This window comes from Bacillus sp. B1-WWTP-T-0.5-Post-4 (genome assembly GCF_009183795.1).
Taxonomy (GTDB): domain Bacteria; phylum Bacillota; class Bacilli; order Bacillales; family Bacillaceae_G; genus Bacillus_A; species Bacillus_A cereus.
The window spans coordinates 88,341-104,931 of record NZ_WEIJ01000012.1 but is presented as its reverse complement, the minus strand read 5'-3'; the positions used below and the strand labels follow the sequence as shown (position 1 = coordinate 104,931).

Sequence of the window (16,591 nt, the reverse complement as noted above, 5' to 3'; positions counted from 1 at the left end):
TCCCAGTGTGGCCGATCACCCTCTCAGGTCGGCTACGCATCGTTGCCTTGGTGAGCCGTTACCTCACCAACTAGCTAATGCGACGCGGGTCCATCCATAAGTGACAGCCGAAGCCGCCTTTCAATTTTGAACCATGCAGTTCAAAATGTTATCCGGTATTAGCCCCGGTTTCCCGGAGTTATCCCAGTCTTATGGGCAGGTTACCCACGTGTTACTCACCCGTCCGCCGCTAACTTCATAAGAGCAAGCTCTTAATCCATTCGCTCGACTTGCATGTATTAGGCACGCCGCCAGCGTTCATCCTGAGCCAGGATCAAACTCTCCAATAAAGTTAGTTTGTCTAGCATCTAAAATAAAAATTGACGTTTCACGTTGTTTGTTTCGTTCAGTTTTCAAAGAACTACTTGGTCGCTCATTTGCGACTTCCTTATGTTAACATCTTCGTTTTTCGATGTCAACTAAGTTTTTTAATTTCTTTTTTGTCGTTTTCTGCGTTTCCGCATCAGCGACGGTTATTAATATATCATGGTGAAAAATGAAATGCAACACCTTTTATAAACTTTTTTTAAAACTGCCCACATTTCTTTTTTTATATCATATACTTAAACGAAATATCTCTTTCATGTATGAGCAATTCCTACATATATTTTATATAAAGTTACTCTATCAAAAGACGTTTCTTTCTATAATAAGCGTTTTATTCATATAGCATATCATACAGGGAGGAATATATATGGACTATACCGATTTATTAATCAAACTAGGTCTCTCGGCTATTTTAGGATTTGCCATTGGTTTAGAACGTGAATTAAAACGGAAACCACTTGGTTTAAAAACGTGTTTAGTTATTTCTATTATTAGTTGCCTCCTAACGATTGTTTCTATTAAAGCAGCTTATAACTTACCACATACCGATCATATGAATATGGATCCACTTCGACTTGCCGCTCAAATTGTATCAGGAATTGGTTTTTTAGGTGCTGGCGTAATTTTAAGAAGAGGCAACGATAGCATTGCAGGGCTCACGACTGCCGCTATGATCTGGGGTGCTTCTGGTATTGGTATTGCTGTTGGGGCCGGATTCTATATTGAAGCGATATTCGGAATGTGTTTCCTTATGATTAGTGTCGAACTTATACCACTCGCGATGAAATATGTAGGCCCTAGATCATTTCGTCAACGTGATATCGCTGTGAAACTTGTTGTACGAAATATGGACAATATCCCAATCGTAATTGAAGAAATAAAAGAAATGGATATAAAAGTTAAGAATATGAAGCTTAAAACATTAGAAAACGGTTCTCACTATTTACATCTTAAACTGTCCATTGATCAAAAAAGACATACTGCTGATGTTTACTATGCTCTCCAGCATCTTGAAAGTGTCCAACAAACTGAAGTGGAAAGTATGTAACGTAAAACAAACTCTCTTTAATTAGAGAGTTTTTCTTTTTTCTATAATGGCAACAATGAATGTAGTCCTACAAAGTAAGGAGGAATAGGCAATTGAAATCCCGTCCGAATTTAGTAGATACATTTCGTGATTCCATTATTTTTCGTTTAATTTGTTTTATTATTGTACTGACTGCTTTTTCCGGTTTTCTTATACATAGATTAGAACCTTTTCATTTCACTACATGGTTTGACGGAATTTGGTGGTCAATCGTTACCATTTTTACAGTTGGATATGGCGACTTTGCTCCCCATACGACGATAGGAAAACTAATAGGTATAAGTATTATTTTATTAGGAACTGGCTTTTGTTCTTATTATATGGTGCTGTTTGCTACTGAAATGATTAATAAACAATATATGAAAATTAAAGGTGAAGAAGCCGCTACTTCTAACGGTCATATGATTATCGTTGGCTGGAATGAGCGTGCAAAACATGTTGTAAAGCAAATGCACGTATTACAACCAAACCTTGATATCGTTTTAATTGATGAAACACTTTCTTTACTCCCAAAACCATTTCATCATTTAGAATTTATAAAAGGTTGTCCGCATCACGATCAAACTTTATTAAAGGCTAATATTGCAACGGCACACACCATATTAATAACAGCTGATAAAGAAAAAAACGAAAGCTCAGCGGATACACAGTCCATTTTAAATATTTTAACTGCAAAAGGGCTCAACCCAAACATTCACTGCATCGCTGAACTTCTTACTTCTGAACAAATACAAAATGCAACGAGAGCTGGCGTGTCAGAAATTATAGAAGGAAATAAATTAACGAGCTATGTATTTACCGCTTCTCTTTTATTCCCTTCCATTTCAGGTGTACTATTTTCACTTTACGACGAAATCTCTGATAATAAATTACAACTGATGGAGCTTCCCCCATCCTGCACCGGACAAACTTTTGCCAATTGTAGCTATACTCTTTTAAAGCAAAACATTCTCTTACTAGGTATAAAGCGCGACGAACAATATATGATTAATCCAGTTCATTCCTTTGTTCTCATTGAAAGCGACATACTCATTGTTATTCACCATTAGTAAAATGACGCTCTAATTCTTGCATGAGCACTTTCCCAATATTGATATATTTTCTTTTCACATCTCCATCTGGATCTTTCGGCTCAGCAAATTGATCCATTCCACTTGTTCCAGCTGTTAAAGTATTCACATTATCATCTAGTTCGTCTTGATATACGTGCGAAAGAATATACGGCGTTCCAAGACGAACTATTACGCCTGGTACATCTAGTTCTCCATCAATGGCTGTAAATGGAACTCGTAAAAATTGATACCCATCTTCTTCATCAATTTTGTAATCGAAGCATCCTTTATCATAATCCCAATTACCACCAATGCTATATCCAAGTGGTTTCATAATCTCTTCTAACTTATATAACGCATATGTACGTCCTTCTAAATTTGATTGAATCGGAATCAAGCCCATCCCTCCTAGACTTTTCCTTTAGCATACCCACTTTAGTTTGAATATACTGATGAACTTTTCGATAAAATAATAAAAAGCGACCGGAATCCGGTCGCTTTTTATTATTTTAAACGCTCTTCTAATTCTGCTTTTAATTCTTCAAATCCTGGTTTACCAAGTAAAGCAAACATGTTTTTCTTGTATGCTTCTACTCCAGGTTGGTCAAATGGATTCACGCCTAATAAGTAGCCGCTCATCGCACATGCTTTTTCGAAGAAGTATACAAGGTAACCGAATGTGTACTCATTTAATTCAGGAATATTTACGATTAAGTTTGGTACTCCCCCGTCGCTATGTGCAAGTAATGTACCTTCGTATGCTTTTGTGTTTACGAAGTCTACAGTTTCACCAGCAAGGTAGTTTAATCCGTCTAAATCGTTTTCTTCTGATTCGATTGTTAGTTCATGTGTAGATTTACCTACTTTAAGAACTGTTTCAAATAAGTCACGACGCCCTTCTTGAACGTATTGACCTAATGAGTGTAAATCAGTTGAGAAGTTTGCTGAAGATGGGAAAATACCTTTTTGATCTTTTCCTTCACTTTCACCAAATAACTGTTTCCACCACTCAGCGAAGTATTGAAGTGCTGGCTCATAGTTAACAAGCATTTCAATTGTTTTTCCTTTATTGTATAAAGCGTTACGAACTACTGCGTATTGGTAAGCTGGATTTTCTTCTAGTTCTGATGTTCCGAAGTCATCATGACCAGCAGCTGCACCTTTCATCATCTCTTCAATATTTAAGCCACTTACTGCGATTGGTAATAAACCAACTGGCGTTAATACAGAGAAACGACCTCCAACATCATCTGGAATAACAAATGTTTCGTAACCTTCGTTATCAGCTAATGTTTTTAATGCACCACGCGCTTTATCTGTAGTTGCATAAATACGTTTGCGAGCTTCTTCTTTTCCATACTTTTCTTCTAATAACTTACGGAAGATACGGAATGCTAGTGCTGGCTCTGTTGTTGTACCTGATTTGGAAATAACGTTAATAGAGAAGTCTTTACCTTCTAATACGTCCATTAAATCTTTCATGTAAGTGGAGCTAATGTTTTGTCCAACAAATAGCACTTGTGGAGTTTTACGTTGTTCTTTAGAAAGCGTATTGTAGAAAGAATGGTTTAACATTTCGATTGCTGCGCGTGCTCCTAGGTAAGAACCACCAATACCTACAACAAGTAAAATGTCAGAGTCATTTTTAATTTTTTCTGCGCATTTTTGAATGCGAGCGAATTCTTCTTTGTCATATTGAAGCGGAAGGTCTACCCACCCAAGGAAATCGTTCCCAGCTCCAGTTTTTTCGTGGATTGCGTGATGTGTTACTTTCACTGCATCACGTAAATAAGTGATTTCATGTTCACCGATGAAGGATAACGCTTTAGAATAGTCGAACGTTACATGTGTACTCATCTTTTTCCCTCCAATTATGGATATGTATTTCTGTATTCACTTTAGCGAAACTGAAGTTGTAAATCAAGCGATTCAAACATTGTAAACGTAACCAATATATATTTTTTAGAAAAAGTTCATTTTTTGCATAAAAATTCGCATTTTTCGGTATAGATGTATATACATCTTCTTTCAAACATTTTTTATGTATAAAAACAACATAACTACCCCATTCTATAAAAGAGTTAATTAACTCATCGCTTGCTCATGCTTCACAATTAAGGGGGGCTTTTTCATGAGTACTTTACAACGTATCGCATTAGTCTTTACTGTAATTGGCGCTGTGAACTGGGGACTAATCGGGTTCTTCCAGTTTGACTTAGTAGCAGCCATTTTCGGTGGACAAAATTCAGCTCTTGCACGTATTATTTACGGCATCGTTGGTATATCTGGGCTTATCAACCTTGGTTTACTGTTTAAACCATCTGAAAATCTTGGTACGCACCCAGAAACAAACGAAATTCGATAATCAGTATGTCCTTTCACCTCCGACATACGAATATGATTGCATGCAATCATATTTGCAAATATATATCATAAGATAAAGTAAAAGAGGAACGCTCATATGCGTTCCTCTTTTACTTTGTTAACTCGGACTCTTCAATCCATTCTGCCAACTTTTCTCGCAGCGTATTAAATCCGTTTTCAGATGGGTTCGGTATAAGAATCCTTCCTTGTTTTCTTTTCGCCGCTTTTAACGATAAACTCATTTTTCTGTGCTCTTCATCAATTGAAAGTACCTTTACTTCTACTGTATCGCCGACCTTTAAAAAGTCATGAATATCCTTTACATATCCATTTGTAATTTCAGATATATGCACAAGTCCTTGTGTTTCTGCATCTAACGCTACAAACGCACCGTAATCTTGAATTCCAGTCACTTTCCCTGTTACAACCACTCCTGTTGTATATTGTTCTGACATATGAAACACTCCCATACGTTTACCATTCTCTCTACAATTATAGAGAGCAAAGCAGATATATTTATTTTAAATATCCGATTGGTTAGTACACATTCTAGATAACAATATCTAGAATGCGCATACCTTATATTAGTAAATTATACCACTATGACAGAACTCATTCAAAATTCATGAAAAATTTCCCTTAAAGAAGTATAATTCTCCAATATTGGGATAGACTACTAACACATGGCTTTCTAGTATTCCCCCCCTTTTATGGACAAAACGTATTACGTTTTGTCCTTTTTTTATTTTCAACAAACCGTTCCATTCTCTTCATTGCTTCCATAAGTTGTTCAAGCGACGTCGCATAAGAACAACGAATAAACCCTTCACCACTTTCGCCAAATACGCTACCAGGGACAACAGCTACTTTTTCTTCCAGCAATAACTGTTCTGCAAATTCCGCTGAAGATAATCCTGTTGAAGATATAGAAGGGAAAACATAAAATGCTCCGCCCGGCACATGACACGTTAAGCCCATTTCATTGAAAGATGTCGTCATAAAATTACGACGCTTCTTATAACTATCTCTCATCCGAATTACTTCATCATTCCCCGCACGTAACGCTTCAAGTGCTGCGAACTGAGACATCGTCGGTGCACACATCATGGAATATTGGTGAATTTTGAGCATCAATTCTGAAAACTGAACAGGAGCTGCAATCATACCGAGACGCCATCCTGTCATCGCAAATCCTTTTGAAAATCCTGAAATTAAAATCGTATGCTCGCGCATATTTTTAATACTCGCGAAACTTGTATATGCTTCGTCGTATACAAGCTCTGCATAAATTTCATCAGATAATACAATTAGATTGTACTTCTCAACAATCACTGCTATTTCTTCAAGCTCGAATTTATTTAGCATTGCACCTGTCGGGTTATTTGGTGAACAAAGTAAAATCGCCTTTGTTTTCGCTGTAATAGCTGCTTCAATTTGTTCTGGTTGTACTTTAAACTCGTTTTCTAGCTTAGTCGCCACAGGAACCGGAACTCCTCCAGCTAATGTCACAAGTGGTGCATAAGAAACGAAGCTTGGTTCAACAATGAGCACTTCATCATCAGGATTTATAATGGCACGCATCGCTACATCTAACGCCTGGCTCGCTCCAACTGTAACAATGATTTCATCACTTGGATCATAAGATACTGCAAATTGTTTTTTTAGATACTTTGCTATTTCTTGACGGAGCTCCAATAATCCTGCATTTGCTGTATATGACGTATACCCTTGTTCCAAAGAACGAATACATGCTTGCCTTACATTCCAAGGGGTAACAAAATCCGGCTCTCCTACCCCGAGGGAAATAACACCTTTCATATTTGCTGCTAAATCAAAAAATTTTCGAATACCAGATGGTTTTAAAGATTCTGCTGATCTAGATAGTTCAAATTGCTTCATGGTGTCACCACAATTCGCTTATCATCATCGTCTTTTTCATAAATAACGCCCTCATGTTTATACTTCTTCAAAATGAAATGAGTAGTTGTAGAAACGACAGATTCAATTGTTGCTAATTTCTCAGAAACAAACATCGCTACTTCCCCCATCGTTTTCCCTTCTAATGTAATAGAAAGATCATATGTCCCTGACATTAAATAAACGGATTTCACTTCTGAATAACGATAAATTTGCTCAGCAACCGCATCAAACCCAACGCCGTGCTTTGGCGTAACTTTCACATCGATCATTGCCGTTAAACCTGTATGTTCTTTCACTTTCGTCCAATCGATATGTGTTACATAATCCACAATAATCTTTTCATTTTCTAATCTCGCAACCATCTTCTTTACTTCTTCTACTTCTATATTTAACAGCTTCGCTAATGTATCTACAGATAATCGACTACTCTTTTCAAGACAAGCTAATAATTCTAATTCTTTTTCTGTCACCATATAAATCATCCTTCCTTTTCGTTTGTGTCTAAATTATACAAATACCCTTTCCAGTTTGAAAAGAAGATTTTTCTATTGAATTATGTCAAAATAAAGTGAAACTTTAATCAGCGGAATGCTTCACCCCGCTGATTATCAGCCCACACCAATCGGGCTTTTACGAGCAGTTGATCTCCCACCTCACTTCTTTGTCTCAACCGTCTTTTTAGGTTGGAGTCTTACTGCTCGTTAAAGCGGGGTAAAGTGAAACTTTAATCAGTGGAAAAATGCGTGATAAAGCGAAAGGGGATGGAACCGTGAAACCAAAAATTTATATTGCTGAACCAGTTCCGACATTTGTAGAAAACTATTTATCAGAACACTGTGATTACGAAAAATGGGATCAAAATGAGAAAGTACCTCGTGATGTTCTATTAGAGAAAATACAAGATAAAGATGGGTTATTAAATTTCGGATCTGCTATTAATGAAGAATTACTGACAGTGGCTCCTAACTTAAAAGTAGTGAGCAATATTTCTGTTGGTTACGATAATTTTGATTTACAAGCGATGAAAAACCGAAATGTTATCGGAACGAATACACCATACGTATTAGATGATACAGTAGCTGATCTCGTTTTCGCCCTTATGCTATCAGCTGGGCGCCGCGTTTGCGAACTCGATTCTTACGTAAAAAATGGTGAATGGAACGCTGAAATCGGAAAAGAACACTTCGGACTAGATGTACACCATAGCACAATTGGTATTATCGGTATGGGCCGAATTGGAGAAGCCGTTGCAAAACGAGCAAAATTCGGATTTGATATGAATGTTCTTTACTATAACCGCCGTCGTAAAGAAGAAGCTGAACAAAAATTCGATGCTACATATTGTGATTTACAGACGCTACTGAAGCAGTCTGACTTTATTGTTCTTCTTACTCCATTAACAGATGAAACATATCACCTTATCGGAGAAAAGGAATTTTCATTAATGAAAGAAACAGCAATCTTCATTAATGCTTCTCGGGGGAAAACAGTAGATGAAGAAGCGTTAATCCATGCTTTAACAGAAAAGAAAATCTTTGCAGCAGGCATCGATACTTTTACACAAGAGCCAATTCAAAAAGATAATCCACTCTTATCATTACAAAATGTTGTGACTTTACCACATATCGGATCTGCAACATTAAAAACTCGTCAGCAAATGGCCATGACCGCCGCTGAAAATTTAGTTGCAGGATTACAAGGAAAAACACCGCCTAATATTGTGCGCGGGTAATACTGAATAAACGAAAGGCAAGATGACATCGTCATCTTGCCTTTTTTTGTTAACATATTTTCTTCTTCCTTGGAGATGATATGAACAAAAATCAATGGAGTGACAAAAAATGAATCATAAATATACTTGTCCTTATTTCACTTTTTCCACTCGCGGCACTACTGTTCATTACGAATTGTATGAACATGATAATAAAACAGAACGCCCTACTTTCGTACTCGTTCACGGCTTTTTATCTTCCTCATTCAGTTACCGCCGTCTCATTCCTTTACTAGCGAAGGAAGGAACAGTCATTGCTCTTGATTTACCACCGTTCGGAAAAAGTGATAAGTCTCATCTGTTTAAGTATTCTTATCACAATTTAGCAACGATTATTATTGATTTAATTGAACATTTATCTCTCTCAAACATTGTATTAGTTGGGCATTCTATGGGTGGGCAAATTTCTCTCTATGTAAACCGTATACGTCCTGAACTCATTTCAAAGACGATTTTACTATGTAGCTCGAGCTATTTAGCGCGCGCAACCTTACCTTTACTATACTCTTCTTATTTACCGTTCTTTCATTTATACGTAAAGAACTGGATTATTAGACGCGGCATTGTTCATAACTTAATGAATGTCGTTCATGATCACTCATTAATTGACGATGAAATGAAAAAAGGTTACTCCGCTCCTTTTTATGACAACCGTATATTTCCCGCTTTAACTCGCATGATACGAGACCGTGAAGGTGACTTATCTTCAACTGAATTACAAAAAATCGAAACACCTATCCTACTCATTTGGGGTGAAAAAGACCGCGTCGTCCCTGTACATGTAGGTCATCGTCTACACAAAGATTTACCGAATTCAAAATTTATTTCTTATGAAAATACAGGACATTTACTACCTGAAGAAAAGCCTGAACATGTTTATGAAGAAATTATCGCTTTTTCCGCGCAATAAAATGAAACTTTAATCAGCCCCCACCTAACTTCTTTGCTTCCGCTGAATTTTGAGGTGAGGGTCTTACTACCCAGCAAATAGCGGGATAATATAAAAAAGGCTGTCGGAAATTCTGACAGCCTATAATGAACAGCTTCCACCTTCTTTTATTATAAGTAATTCCATAGCTAATTTCTCACATTTTTCAAGCGCAGGTACTTCCTCAAAAGACATAAAGTATATATGTTGAATCTTCTTTGCGATGTATTTTGGATCGTCAAACACACTTATGACGTTCACAACATCGCTCGCTTCTGTTTCATAAAACTCCGGTCCCATTTGAAACGGATCCCAATTCTTCACAACCTCTATCATCTTTTCATATGTACCCATTCGCTTCCCGCCTTTTCACTTTTTAATAGTTTTCTTTATCCTATCACATCAGCTATTCTATAAGAAGAGAGAGAACTTTCATAACTTATTGGTTTTACAGAAGAAGGGAGCAAACTTATGCAACTATTTCATAAAGCAATCAATCGACGTGGAACGCATAGTATAAAATGGGATACATATAAAAACGAAGAACTTATCCATGCTTGGATTGCTGATATGGATTTTGAAGTACCAAAACCAATCCAAACTGCCTTAAAACAACGAATCGAACATCCGATTTTTGGCTATACACTTCCTCCCGAAAATATTGGGAATATTATTTGTAACTGGACAAAACAACAATACGACTGGGATATTCAAAAAGAATGGATTGTCTTTAGCGCCGGAATCGTTCCAGCTCTTAGTACGAGCATACAAGCTTTCACAAAAGAAAACGAATCCGTTCTCGTACAACCACCTATTTATCCTCCATTTTTCGAAATGGTCACAACAAACAACAGACAGTTATACGTGAGTCCATTACAGAAACAAAATGATACATATGTGATAGACTTCAAGCATTTAGAAAAGCAGTTTCAGCAAGGCATCAAACTCATGCTTCTTTGTAGCCCTCATAACCCAATCGGGCGCGTTTGGACGAAAGAGGAACTTTTGCAGCTCGGATCGTTATGTACTAAATATAACGTAATCGTTGTGGCGGATGAAATTCATTCCGATATTATTTATGCAGATCATACACATACACCGTTCGCTTCCTTATCTGAAGAATTAGCAGAGCGCACTATCACTTGTATGGCTCCAAGTAAAACATTTAATATCGCTGGATTACAAGCATCGATTATTATCATTCCAAATGAAAAACTCCGTCAAGCCTTTACATCTATCCAATATAGACAAGGCTTCCACGGATTAAATATCTTCGCTTATACAGCGATGCAAAGTGCCTATACAGAATGTAATGATTGGCTAAACGAAATTCGATTATATATAGAAGATAATGCTCAATTTGCTTGTGAATATATTAAAACTCACATACCTGCTCTTTCCGTAACGAAGCCAGAAGGTAGCTTTTTATTATGGATTGATTGTTCTCGTCTAAAGCTTTCTCAAAACGAGCGTACTGCATTACTTGAGGAAAAAGGAAAAATCATTGTTGAACCTGGTGAGAAATACGGGTTAGGTGGCGAAGAACATATTCGAATTAATATCGGCTGTCCACGATCTGTTTTAGAAGAAATTTTAAACAGACTGCGTCATACGGTTTCATAATAAGAAAGGAGTCTGTCCCCCTAATCATTCTTGGACAGACTCCTTTGTCATATTTTGTCAGTAAGTCGATATATTTCAAGTTACGGTCGATATATTCCAATAATCGCCGATATAATTTGAGTTACAGTCGATATATTCCAATAATCGCTAATATATTTTCAATTACATTTCACAAAGAAAGCTACCATTCACGGTAGCTTTTACTTTTTCTTCATATCCGATGCTTTTTTTACAATTACGCCACAAGCAATTCGATCCCCTGATTTACCTGTCGGTTGAGTCATACCATCATCAGGGTTTTCTGTAATAATAATAGACGCTCCATCTTTTCTATGAATCGTCGTTTTTCCTTCTTCAAGTGTGATGTGTGGGGCATTAATTTCCGCCTTAATCTTTCCAGAACCATCTGCAACTACGTTCGGTAAATCACCGTTTTCTGCACCCTTCGGATTAAGAAGACCATGTTTTTTATCATCTGGATTAAAATGATTTCCAGCTGATTCAAAACGAGGTGCTTTACACTCTCCAATTTCGTGTACATGTAGTCCGTGCGGGCCTGGCGTGAAACCTTCCCCTTTAATCGTAATTTTCACTCCACTTGTTTGCTGAACTACTTTCGCAGTCCCTACTTCATCTCCTGAAGCATTATGTAATTTCACTTCAATTTCTTTCGGCTTTCCTTGGTCACAACCTGCCATCAGAAATAATAAACAACAACTGAAAAAAAGCCGTTTCTTCATTTTATTCCCTCCAAAATATATTCTGCCCTTAGATTGTCCGAGCATAGAGGGAAACATACAAAAATGCATTACTGTTTCTTTTCAGCTAATAGTTTTTCTTCAACTTTCTGCAATCGCTCTGCTTCTCTTTTTGATACACGAATAAACATGCGCCAGGTGGCAATAGCACCGATAATAAATAGAACGCAAACAATCCCTGGAATAATATATTCTGTTTTATCTTCCGGAAAATATAAAGGCATCATATAGAACACTCCTTATTATAGGATTTATAAAACATCAGAATTTTCTGTTATATCATTTTAAATTATAGTGGAACCTATCCATATTCTCAAGGGGCGTTCTGAAAGCAAATGATTTCTTTGACTCCTTCTCCTACTTTCCTTACTATAAACTTGAGGTGAAAAATATGAGAGAAACATTTGAAATTGGCGAAATCGTTACTGGTATTTATAAAACAGGAAAATACATTGGCGAAGTTACAAATAGCCGCCCTGGCAGTTACGTCGTAAAAGTATTAGCTGTTTTAAAACATCCGGTGCAAGGTGACTTACATAACGTAAAACAAGCTGACGTACCATTTTTCCATGAAAGACGCGCTTTAGCTTTCCGTGAACAGACGAACATTCCAGAGCAAATGGTGAAAAAATATGAAGGAGAAATTCCGGATTATACCGAGTCACTAAAATTAGCATTAGAAACTCAAATGAATTCATTTTTTGAAGATGATTCACCTTTTGCAGAGCGTAGTCTAGAAACATTACAACAGTTAAAGAAAGACTACAAACTCTAAAAAACAAAACGACCAAATTACATAATGTGCAATTTGGTCGTTACTGTGTGCTCACTTTCTTTAACACTTTTGAAAAATCAACGAGTTCTCCTAATGTTGGAGGTGCTGGCTTTACTAAATACTCTTTATCTTTTTCTACTAGTTTAAAAATATTGTACGTCGTCATCGCATCATCAAGCGCACAATGATGCTTCCCTGTCCCTACTTTTCCATACGCCTCAATTGCTTTCCATAATCCTGTTTGATTTCTTTCTCCAAAAAACTTCTTATACTCAAGCGATAAATCACGACACTGTCCGAAGAATGGAAAAGCTATCCCTGCCATCTCACAATTATGCTTCAGCACTTTCATATCCATATTTCCCCACGTTACAATTGTCGGTTTACATTTCGTTTCGTATTCTGCAAGCTTCTTAACGAGTTCAGGAAATGAAATCCCTTTATCTACGACTTCTTGTTTTATTCCCAAAAACTTCTTACATCGATCCGTTAAAGAGGGAAATGTTTTCGGTCTGACATGTGATGAATACGTATCTTCTACCTTACAGCCAGCAACTGAAACGAGTCCTACCTCAATAATCTCTGGAAAAAATCCTTTCGGTTTCTTTCTATGCTGGGGCATCGTAAACTCAAAGTCTAAAAATAAAAATCGTTGTTCATCCATACGATCCCTTCCTTATCATTTTTGTCATTCCTTTCTATTTGACACTCCTACACGAACAAGCTCGAATGCTAATTCCATTTTAAATATTCAGATTGGATGTATCTTATATATATGTCAAATGCCCACAAATATTTTAAAAAATAAGAAAAAATGACCTATGCAGAAAATATGACAAAATCTCTCCTTTCATTTACATCCGCAGTTTTTCTACTTTATAATGACGTTATGTGTGTTTCATCTAGTTAATATTTGACACACTAAGAAAAATGAATGAAAGGAGATGAGATCTTTGCATGAAACAACGCAAGAACTCGCTAACTGGCAGTATTATTTTGCTATCGCAGTCTTTTTAATTACATATGCCATTATTATTTCTGAAAAAATTAATCGCGCTGTCATCGCACTTCTCGGTGCAGCATTCATGGTAATTGTGGGGGTCGTCGATTTACATAACGCCTTTACGAAACATATTGAATGGGGAACGATTACGCTACTCATCGGTATGATGATTTTGGTGAACATTACAAGTAAATCAGGTGTTTTCCAATACGTTGCCATTAAAGCAGCAAAAGGGGCACAAGGAAATCCAATTAAAATTTTAATTTCCCTTTCCCTACTTACCGCGCTTGGCTCCGCATTTTTAGATAACGTTACAACTGTACTTCTTGTTGTTCCAGTTACTTTATCTATTACGCGCATACTACAAGTAAATCCTGTTCCTTATTTACTTTCTGAAATTATTTTTTCAAATATTGGAGGAACAGCAACATTAATTGGTGATCCACCTAACATTATGATTGGTTCTGCAAATAAGCATTTAGACTTCAATGCTTTCCTATTGAATCTAGCACCAATCGTAATTATTATTATTGCAGTTACAGCAACAATACTTTACTTCATGTACCGCAAACAATTAATTGCCGATCCTGTACAAGTAAAAAAATTAATGAGCTTAGATGAAAAACAATACATTAAAGATCCAGTATTAATGAAAAAATCTTTAACGGTACTTGGACTTACAATTGTAGGTTTCATGACTCATTCTATTTTCCATATTGATGCCGCTATTATCGCCTTAACTGGTGCTACTGTACTTATGTTAATTGGTGTGAAAGAACATGAAATTGAAGAGGTATTCGCAAGTGTAGAATGGGTAACAATCTTCTTCTTCGCAGGGCTATTCGTACTTGTTGGAGGACTTATCGATATCGGTCTTATCAAAATGTTAGCTCAAAAAGTAATTGGTATAACAGGCGGAGATATTTCTTACGCATCCATCCTTATTTTATGGGTATCTGGTATCGCCTCTGCAACAATTGATAACATCCCATTCGTTGCAACAATGATTCCACTTATTAACGATATGGCAGTTGGGCTAGGCTTATCACCATCTGACGCACAAATCGATGTATTATGGTGGGCATTAGCACTAGGTGCTTGTCTGGGCGGAAACGGAACATTAATCGGAGCTTCTGCCAACGTAATCGTTGCAGGTATCGCGAGCCGCGAAGGACATAAATTTAGTTACATGGACTTCCTAAAAGTCGGTTTCCCAATTATGATCGTTTCATTAATCATTTCTCACATTTATATTTATTTACGCTACCTTATGTAGTAAAAAAAGCGCTCTGATAATCAGGGCGCTTTTTTACTTATATCTAAAATATATCGACTTATCAACAAAACGAAAAATCTACTCTTTATATCTCACCGGTTCATTCCGAATAATAAATAAATGAATCGGTAAGAACACCGAAAATGTGATTACATGAATAATCGTAAATAATATAGAGTTCGTTCCGTATCTGTCTAAAATAGCGTAGATAAGATAAATGGACAATACAATCGATACAGCTGTTGCTAGTAAACTTATAATTGGTACGAAATTAAAAATAAAACATGCAACATATATGCCGAATACTTTCCACCCTGCTTCTTCTTTCAAAAAATCTGGTAATTTATCTTTCGCTAAGTCACCCCATGTCTTACTATTCAAAAACGGAATAAACGCAAGCACCCCGTCCGTTGCACCATCATTTTTCGCCATCGAATAAAGTGCAAAAGCCGTTAACAAATATGAAATAATTGCCCAAATCAATATAACAAGAATAAACGCAAAACTAAGAGCAAAGAAACCTGCTAATACGCCTTGATCCTCCATCTTATCCTCTCCTCTCTACTTTCAACATATTTCATTACATTGCAAGTTATGTTTTAAAATTTATCCAAACTCTTTGTATAATAAGAGAAGAAAGAGAATAAGAGAGGAGCAACACTTATGCATCCATTTGTAAAAGCATTACAAGAGCATTTCACAGCTCATCAAAATCCTGAAAAAGCAGAACCTATGGCTCGTTATATGAAAAATCACTTCCCATTTCTAGGTATTCAAACACCGGAAAGACGCCAATTATTAAAAGACATCATTCAAATACATACTCTCCCAGATCAAAAAGACTTCCAAATTATCATACGTGAGCTTTGGGACTTGCCAGAACGTGAATTCCAAGCGGCCGCACTTGATATTATGCAAAAATATAAAAAGCATATAAACGAAACTCATATCCCCTTCTTAGAAGAACTGATTGTCACAAAATCTTGGTGGGACTCTGTCGATAGCATCGTCCCTACATTTTTAGGCGATATCTTTTTAAAACATCCAGAATTAATTTCTGCCTATATTCCAAAATGGATTGCATCAGATAACATATGGTTACAACGTGCCGCTATTTTATTCCAACTAAAATATAAACAAAAGATGGATGAAGAACTTCTTTTCTGGATTATTGGACAACTACATTCTTCAAAAGAATTTTTCATTCAAAAAGCGATTGGCTGGGTCCTTCGTGAATATGCAAAAACAAATCCGAATGTAGTTTGGGAATACGTTCAAAACAATGAGCTCGCTCCATTAAGTAAGCGTGAAGCAATTAAGCATATTAAAGAAAATTACGGAATAAATAATGAAAAAATAGGCGAGACTCTATCATAGATAGACGCGTTCCTCTATTGAGATTTAAAAAAGAACGTGTTAGAATATGTTCATTATTATTAATATAAGTAGCGATGACGGACTTATAAGTACTTGCATAAAAAGCGATTCAGGGATAGTGAAAGCCTGAAGCCGCAAGGAAACGGCAGTCCCGAGCAATACATGATAAAGTGGATGCACCTTTTGTGTATCAACTAGGGTGGAACCGCGGGCAAACGCTCGTCCCTAGGCAAATAAGCCTTGGGATGAGCGTTTTTTTATGTTCTTTTTAGCATATACTGCTCGTTTCCA

At 36.6% G+C, this 16,591-nt stretch carries 19 protein-coding genes and 1 rRNA gene; 9 read left to right on the top strand and 11 right to left on the bottom strand.

Annotated features, from left to right (window positions below; genetic code table 11):
- A 16S ribosomal RNA gene (locus GBN91_RS25130) occupies window positions 1-329 on the bottom strand; the annotation flags it as partial.
- A 404-nt stretch (window positions 330-733) separates the two neighbouring features.
- On the opposite strand from GBN91_RS25130, the gene GBN91_RS25125 reads away from it, so the two are divergent.
- Both GBN91_RS25125 and GBN91_RS25120 read left to right on the top strand, forming a co-directional pair.
- Window positions 734-1,414: an MgtC/SapB family protein gene (locus GBN91_RS25125; RefSeq protein ID WP_000386676.1), complete on the top strand. Its 681-nt coding sequence runs from the start codon at window positions 734-736 to the stop codon at window positions 1,412-1,414.
- Between the two features lie 92 nt (window positions 1,415-1,506).
- Window positions 1,507-2,502 (top strand): potassium channel family protein, encoded by a 996-nt coding sequence (locus tag GBN91_RS25120; RefSeq protein ID WP_149215202.1) that lies wholly within the window; start codon window positions 1,507-1,509, stop codon window positions 2,500-2,502.
- Here the strand turns inward: GBN91_RS25120 and GBN91_RS25115 are convergent.
- Both GBN91_RS25115 and GBN91_RS25110 read right to left on the bottom strand, forming a co-directional pair.
- Window positions 2,489-2,902, bottom strand: coding sequence for a YugN-like family protein (locus GBN91_RS25115; RefSeq protein ID WP_000612334.1), 414 nt, complete (start codon window positions 2,900-2,902; stop codon window positions 2,489-2,491). The genes GBN91_RS25120 and GBN91_RS25115 overlap by 14 nt on opposite strands.
- 107 nt (window positions 2,903-3,009) lie before the next feature.
- Window positions 3,010-4,362: a glucose-6-phosphate isomerase gene (locus GBN91_RS25110; RefSeq protein WP_000103654.1), complete on the bottom strand. Its 1,353-nt coding sequence runs from the start codon at window positions 4,360-4,362 to the stop codon at window positions 3,010-3,012.
- Between the two features lie 274 nt (window positions 4,363-4,636).
- On the opposite strand from GBN91_RS25110, the gene GBN91_RS25100 reads away from it, so the two are divergent.
- Window positions 4,637-4,870, top strand: coding sequence for a DUF378 domain-containing protein (locus GBN91_RS25100; protein WP_000105788.1), 234 nt, complete (start codon window positions 4,637-4,639; stop codon window positions 4,868-4,870).
- A gap of 109 nt (window positions 4,871-4,979) precedes the next feature.
- Here GBN91_RS25100 and yugI read toward each other — a convergent pair whose 3' ends face one another.
- The 3 genes from yugI to GBN91_RS25085 form a co-directional block, all read right to left on the bottom strand.
- Window positions 4,980-5,324 carry a S1 domain-containing post-transcriptional regulator GSP13 gene (yugI, locus tag GBN91_RS25095; RefSeq protein WP_000003764.1) on the bottom strand — a complete coding sequence of 115 codons (345 nt, stop codon included), beginning with the start codon at window positions 5,322-5,324 and terminating at the stop codon, window positions 4,980-4,982.
- A 253-nt stretch (window positions 5,325-5,577) separates the two neighbouring features.
- A complete protein-coding gene (locus tag GBN91_RS25090; protein WP_000808534.1) occupies window positions 5,578-6,768 on the bottom strand; it encodes an aminotransferase in 1,191 nt (396 codons plus the stop codon).
- Window positions 6,765-7,262: an Lrp/AsnC family transcriptional regulator gene (locus GBN91_RS25085; RefSeq protein WP_000255696.1), complete on the bottom strand. Its 498-nt coding sequence runs from the start codon at window positions 7,260-7,262 to the stop codon at window positions 6,765-6,767. Before GBN91_RS25085 ends, GBN91_RS25090 begins: the two co-directional genes overlap by 4 nt.
- A 266-nt stretch (window positions 7,263-7,528) precedes the next feature.
- On the opposite strand from GBN91_RS25085, the gene GBN91_RS25080 reads away from it, so the two are divergent.
- Both GBN91_RS25080 and GBN91_RS25075 read left to right on the top strand, forming a co-directional pair.
- A complete protein-coding gene (locus GBN91_RS25080; RefSeq protein ID WP_002024995.1) occupies window positions 7,529-8,521 on the top strand; it encodes a 2-hydroxyacid dehydrogenase in 993 nt (330 codons plus the stop codon).
- A gap of 109 nt (window positions 8,522-8,630) precedes the next feature.
- Entirely contained in the window at window positions 8,631-9,470 is an 840-nt protein-coding gene (locus GBN91_RS25075) for an alpha/beta fold hydrolase (RefSeq protein WP_001015860.1), read from the top strand.
- 120 nt (window positions 9,471-9,590) lie between these two features.
- Here GBN91_RS25075 and GBN91_RS25070 read toward each other — a convergent pair whose 3' ends face one another.
- Window positions 9,591-9,842 (bottom strand): YugE family protein, encoded by a 252-nt coding sequence (locus GBN91_RS25070; RefSeq protein WP_000537637.1) that lies wholly within the window; start codon window positions 9,840-9,842, stop codon window positions 9,591-9,593.
- A 117-nt stretch (window positions 9,843-9,959) separates the two neighbouring features.
- On the opposite strand from GBN91_RS25070, the gene GBN91_RS25065 reads away from it, so the two are divergent.
- Window positions 9,960-11,111 carry a MalY/PatB family protein gene (locus GBN91_RS25065; RefSeq protein ID WP_025710387.1) on the top strand — a complete coding sequence of 384 codons (1,152 nt, stop codon included), beginning with the start codon at window positions 9,960-9,962 and terminating at the stop codon, window positions 11,109-11,111.
- A gap of 200 nt (window positions 11,112-11,311) precedes the next feature.
- Here GBN91_RS25065 and sodC read toward each other — a convergent pair whose 3' ends face one another.
- Both sodC and GBN91_RS29000 read right to left on the bottom strand, forming a co-directional pair.
- Complete coding sequence (gene sodC, locus GBN91_RS25060) at window positions 11,312-11,851, bottom strand: superoxide dismutase [Cu-Zn] (RefSeq protein ID WP_006922350.1); 540 nt, start codon at window positions 11,849-11,851, stop codon at window positions 11,312-11,314.
- 68 nt (window positions 11,852-11,919) lie between these two features.
- Complete coding sequence (locus tag GBN91_RS29000) at window positions 11,920-12,096, bottom strand: hypothetical protein (protein ID WP_000982757.1); 177 nt, start codon at window positions 12,094-12,096, stop codon at window positions 11,920-11,922.
- 164 nt (window positions 12,097-12,260) lie between these two features.
- On the opposite strand from GBN91_RS29000, the gene kapB reads away from it, so the two are divergent.
- Window positions 12,261-12,644: a kinase-associated lipoprotein KapB gene (gene kapB / locus GBN91_RS25055; RefSeq protein WP_001209342.1), complete on the top strand. Its 384-nt coding sequence runs from the start codon at window positions 12,261-12,263 to the stop codon at window positions 12,642-12,644.
- 40 nt (window positions 12,645-12,684) lie between these two features.
- On the opposite strand, the gene kapD is transcribed toward kapB, so the two are convergent.
- Complete coding sequence (kapD, locus tag GBN91_RS25050; protein ID WP_000344356.1) at window positions 12,685-13,308, bottom strand: 3'-5' exonuclease KapD; 624 nt, start codon at window positions 13,306-13,308, stop codon at window positions 12,685-12,687.
- Window positions 13,309-13,597: 289 nt separating this feature from the next.
- Between kapD and GBN91_RS25045 the strand changes: the two genes are divergently transcribed.
- Complete coding sequence (locus tag GBN91_RS25045) at window positions 13,598-14,923, top strand: ArsB/NhaD family transporter (RefSeq protein ID WP_000545209.1); 1,326 nt, start codon at window positions 13,598-13,600, stop codon at window positions 14,921-14,923.
- Window positions 14,924-15,001: 78 nt separating this feature from the next.
- On the opposite strand, the gene GBN91_RS25040 is transcribed toward GBN91_RS25045, so the two are convergent.
- Complete coding sequence (locus GBN91_RS25040) at window positions 15,002-15,469, bottom strand: hypothetical protein (protein WP_000390061.1); 468 nt, start codon at window positions 15,467-15,469, stop codon at window positions 15,002-15,004.
- Between the two features lie 117 nt (window positions 15,470-15,586).
- Between GBN91_RS25040 and GBN91_RS25035 the strand changes: the two genes are divergently transcribed.
- Window positions 15,587-16,300: a DNA alkylation repair protein gene (locus GBN91_RS25035; protein WP_000553310.1), complete on the top strand. Its 714-nt coding sequence runs from the start codon at window positions 15,587-15,589 to the stop codon at window positions 16,298-16,300.
- The last annotated feature ends 291 nt before the right edge of the window (window positions 16,301-16,591 follow it).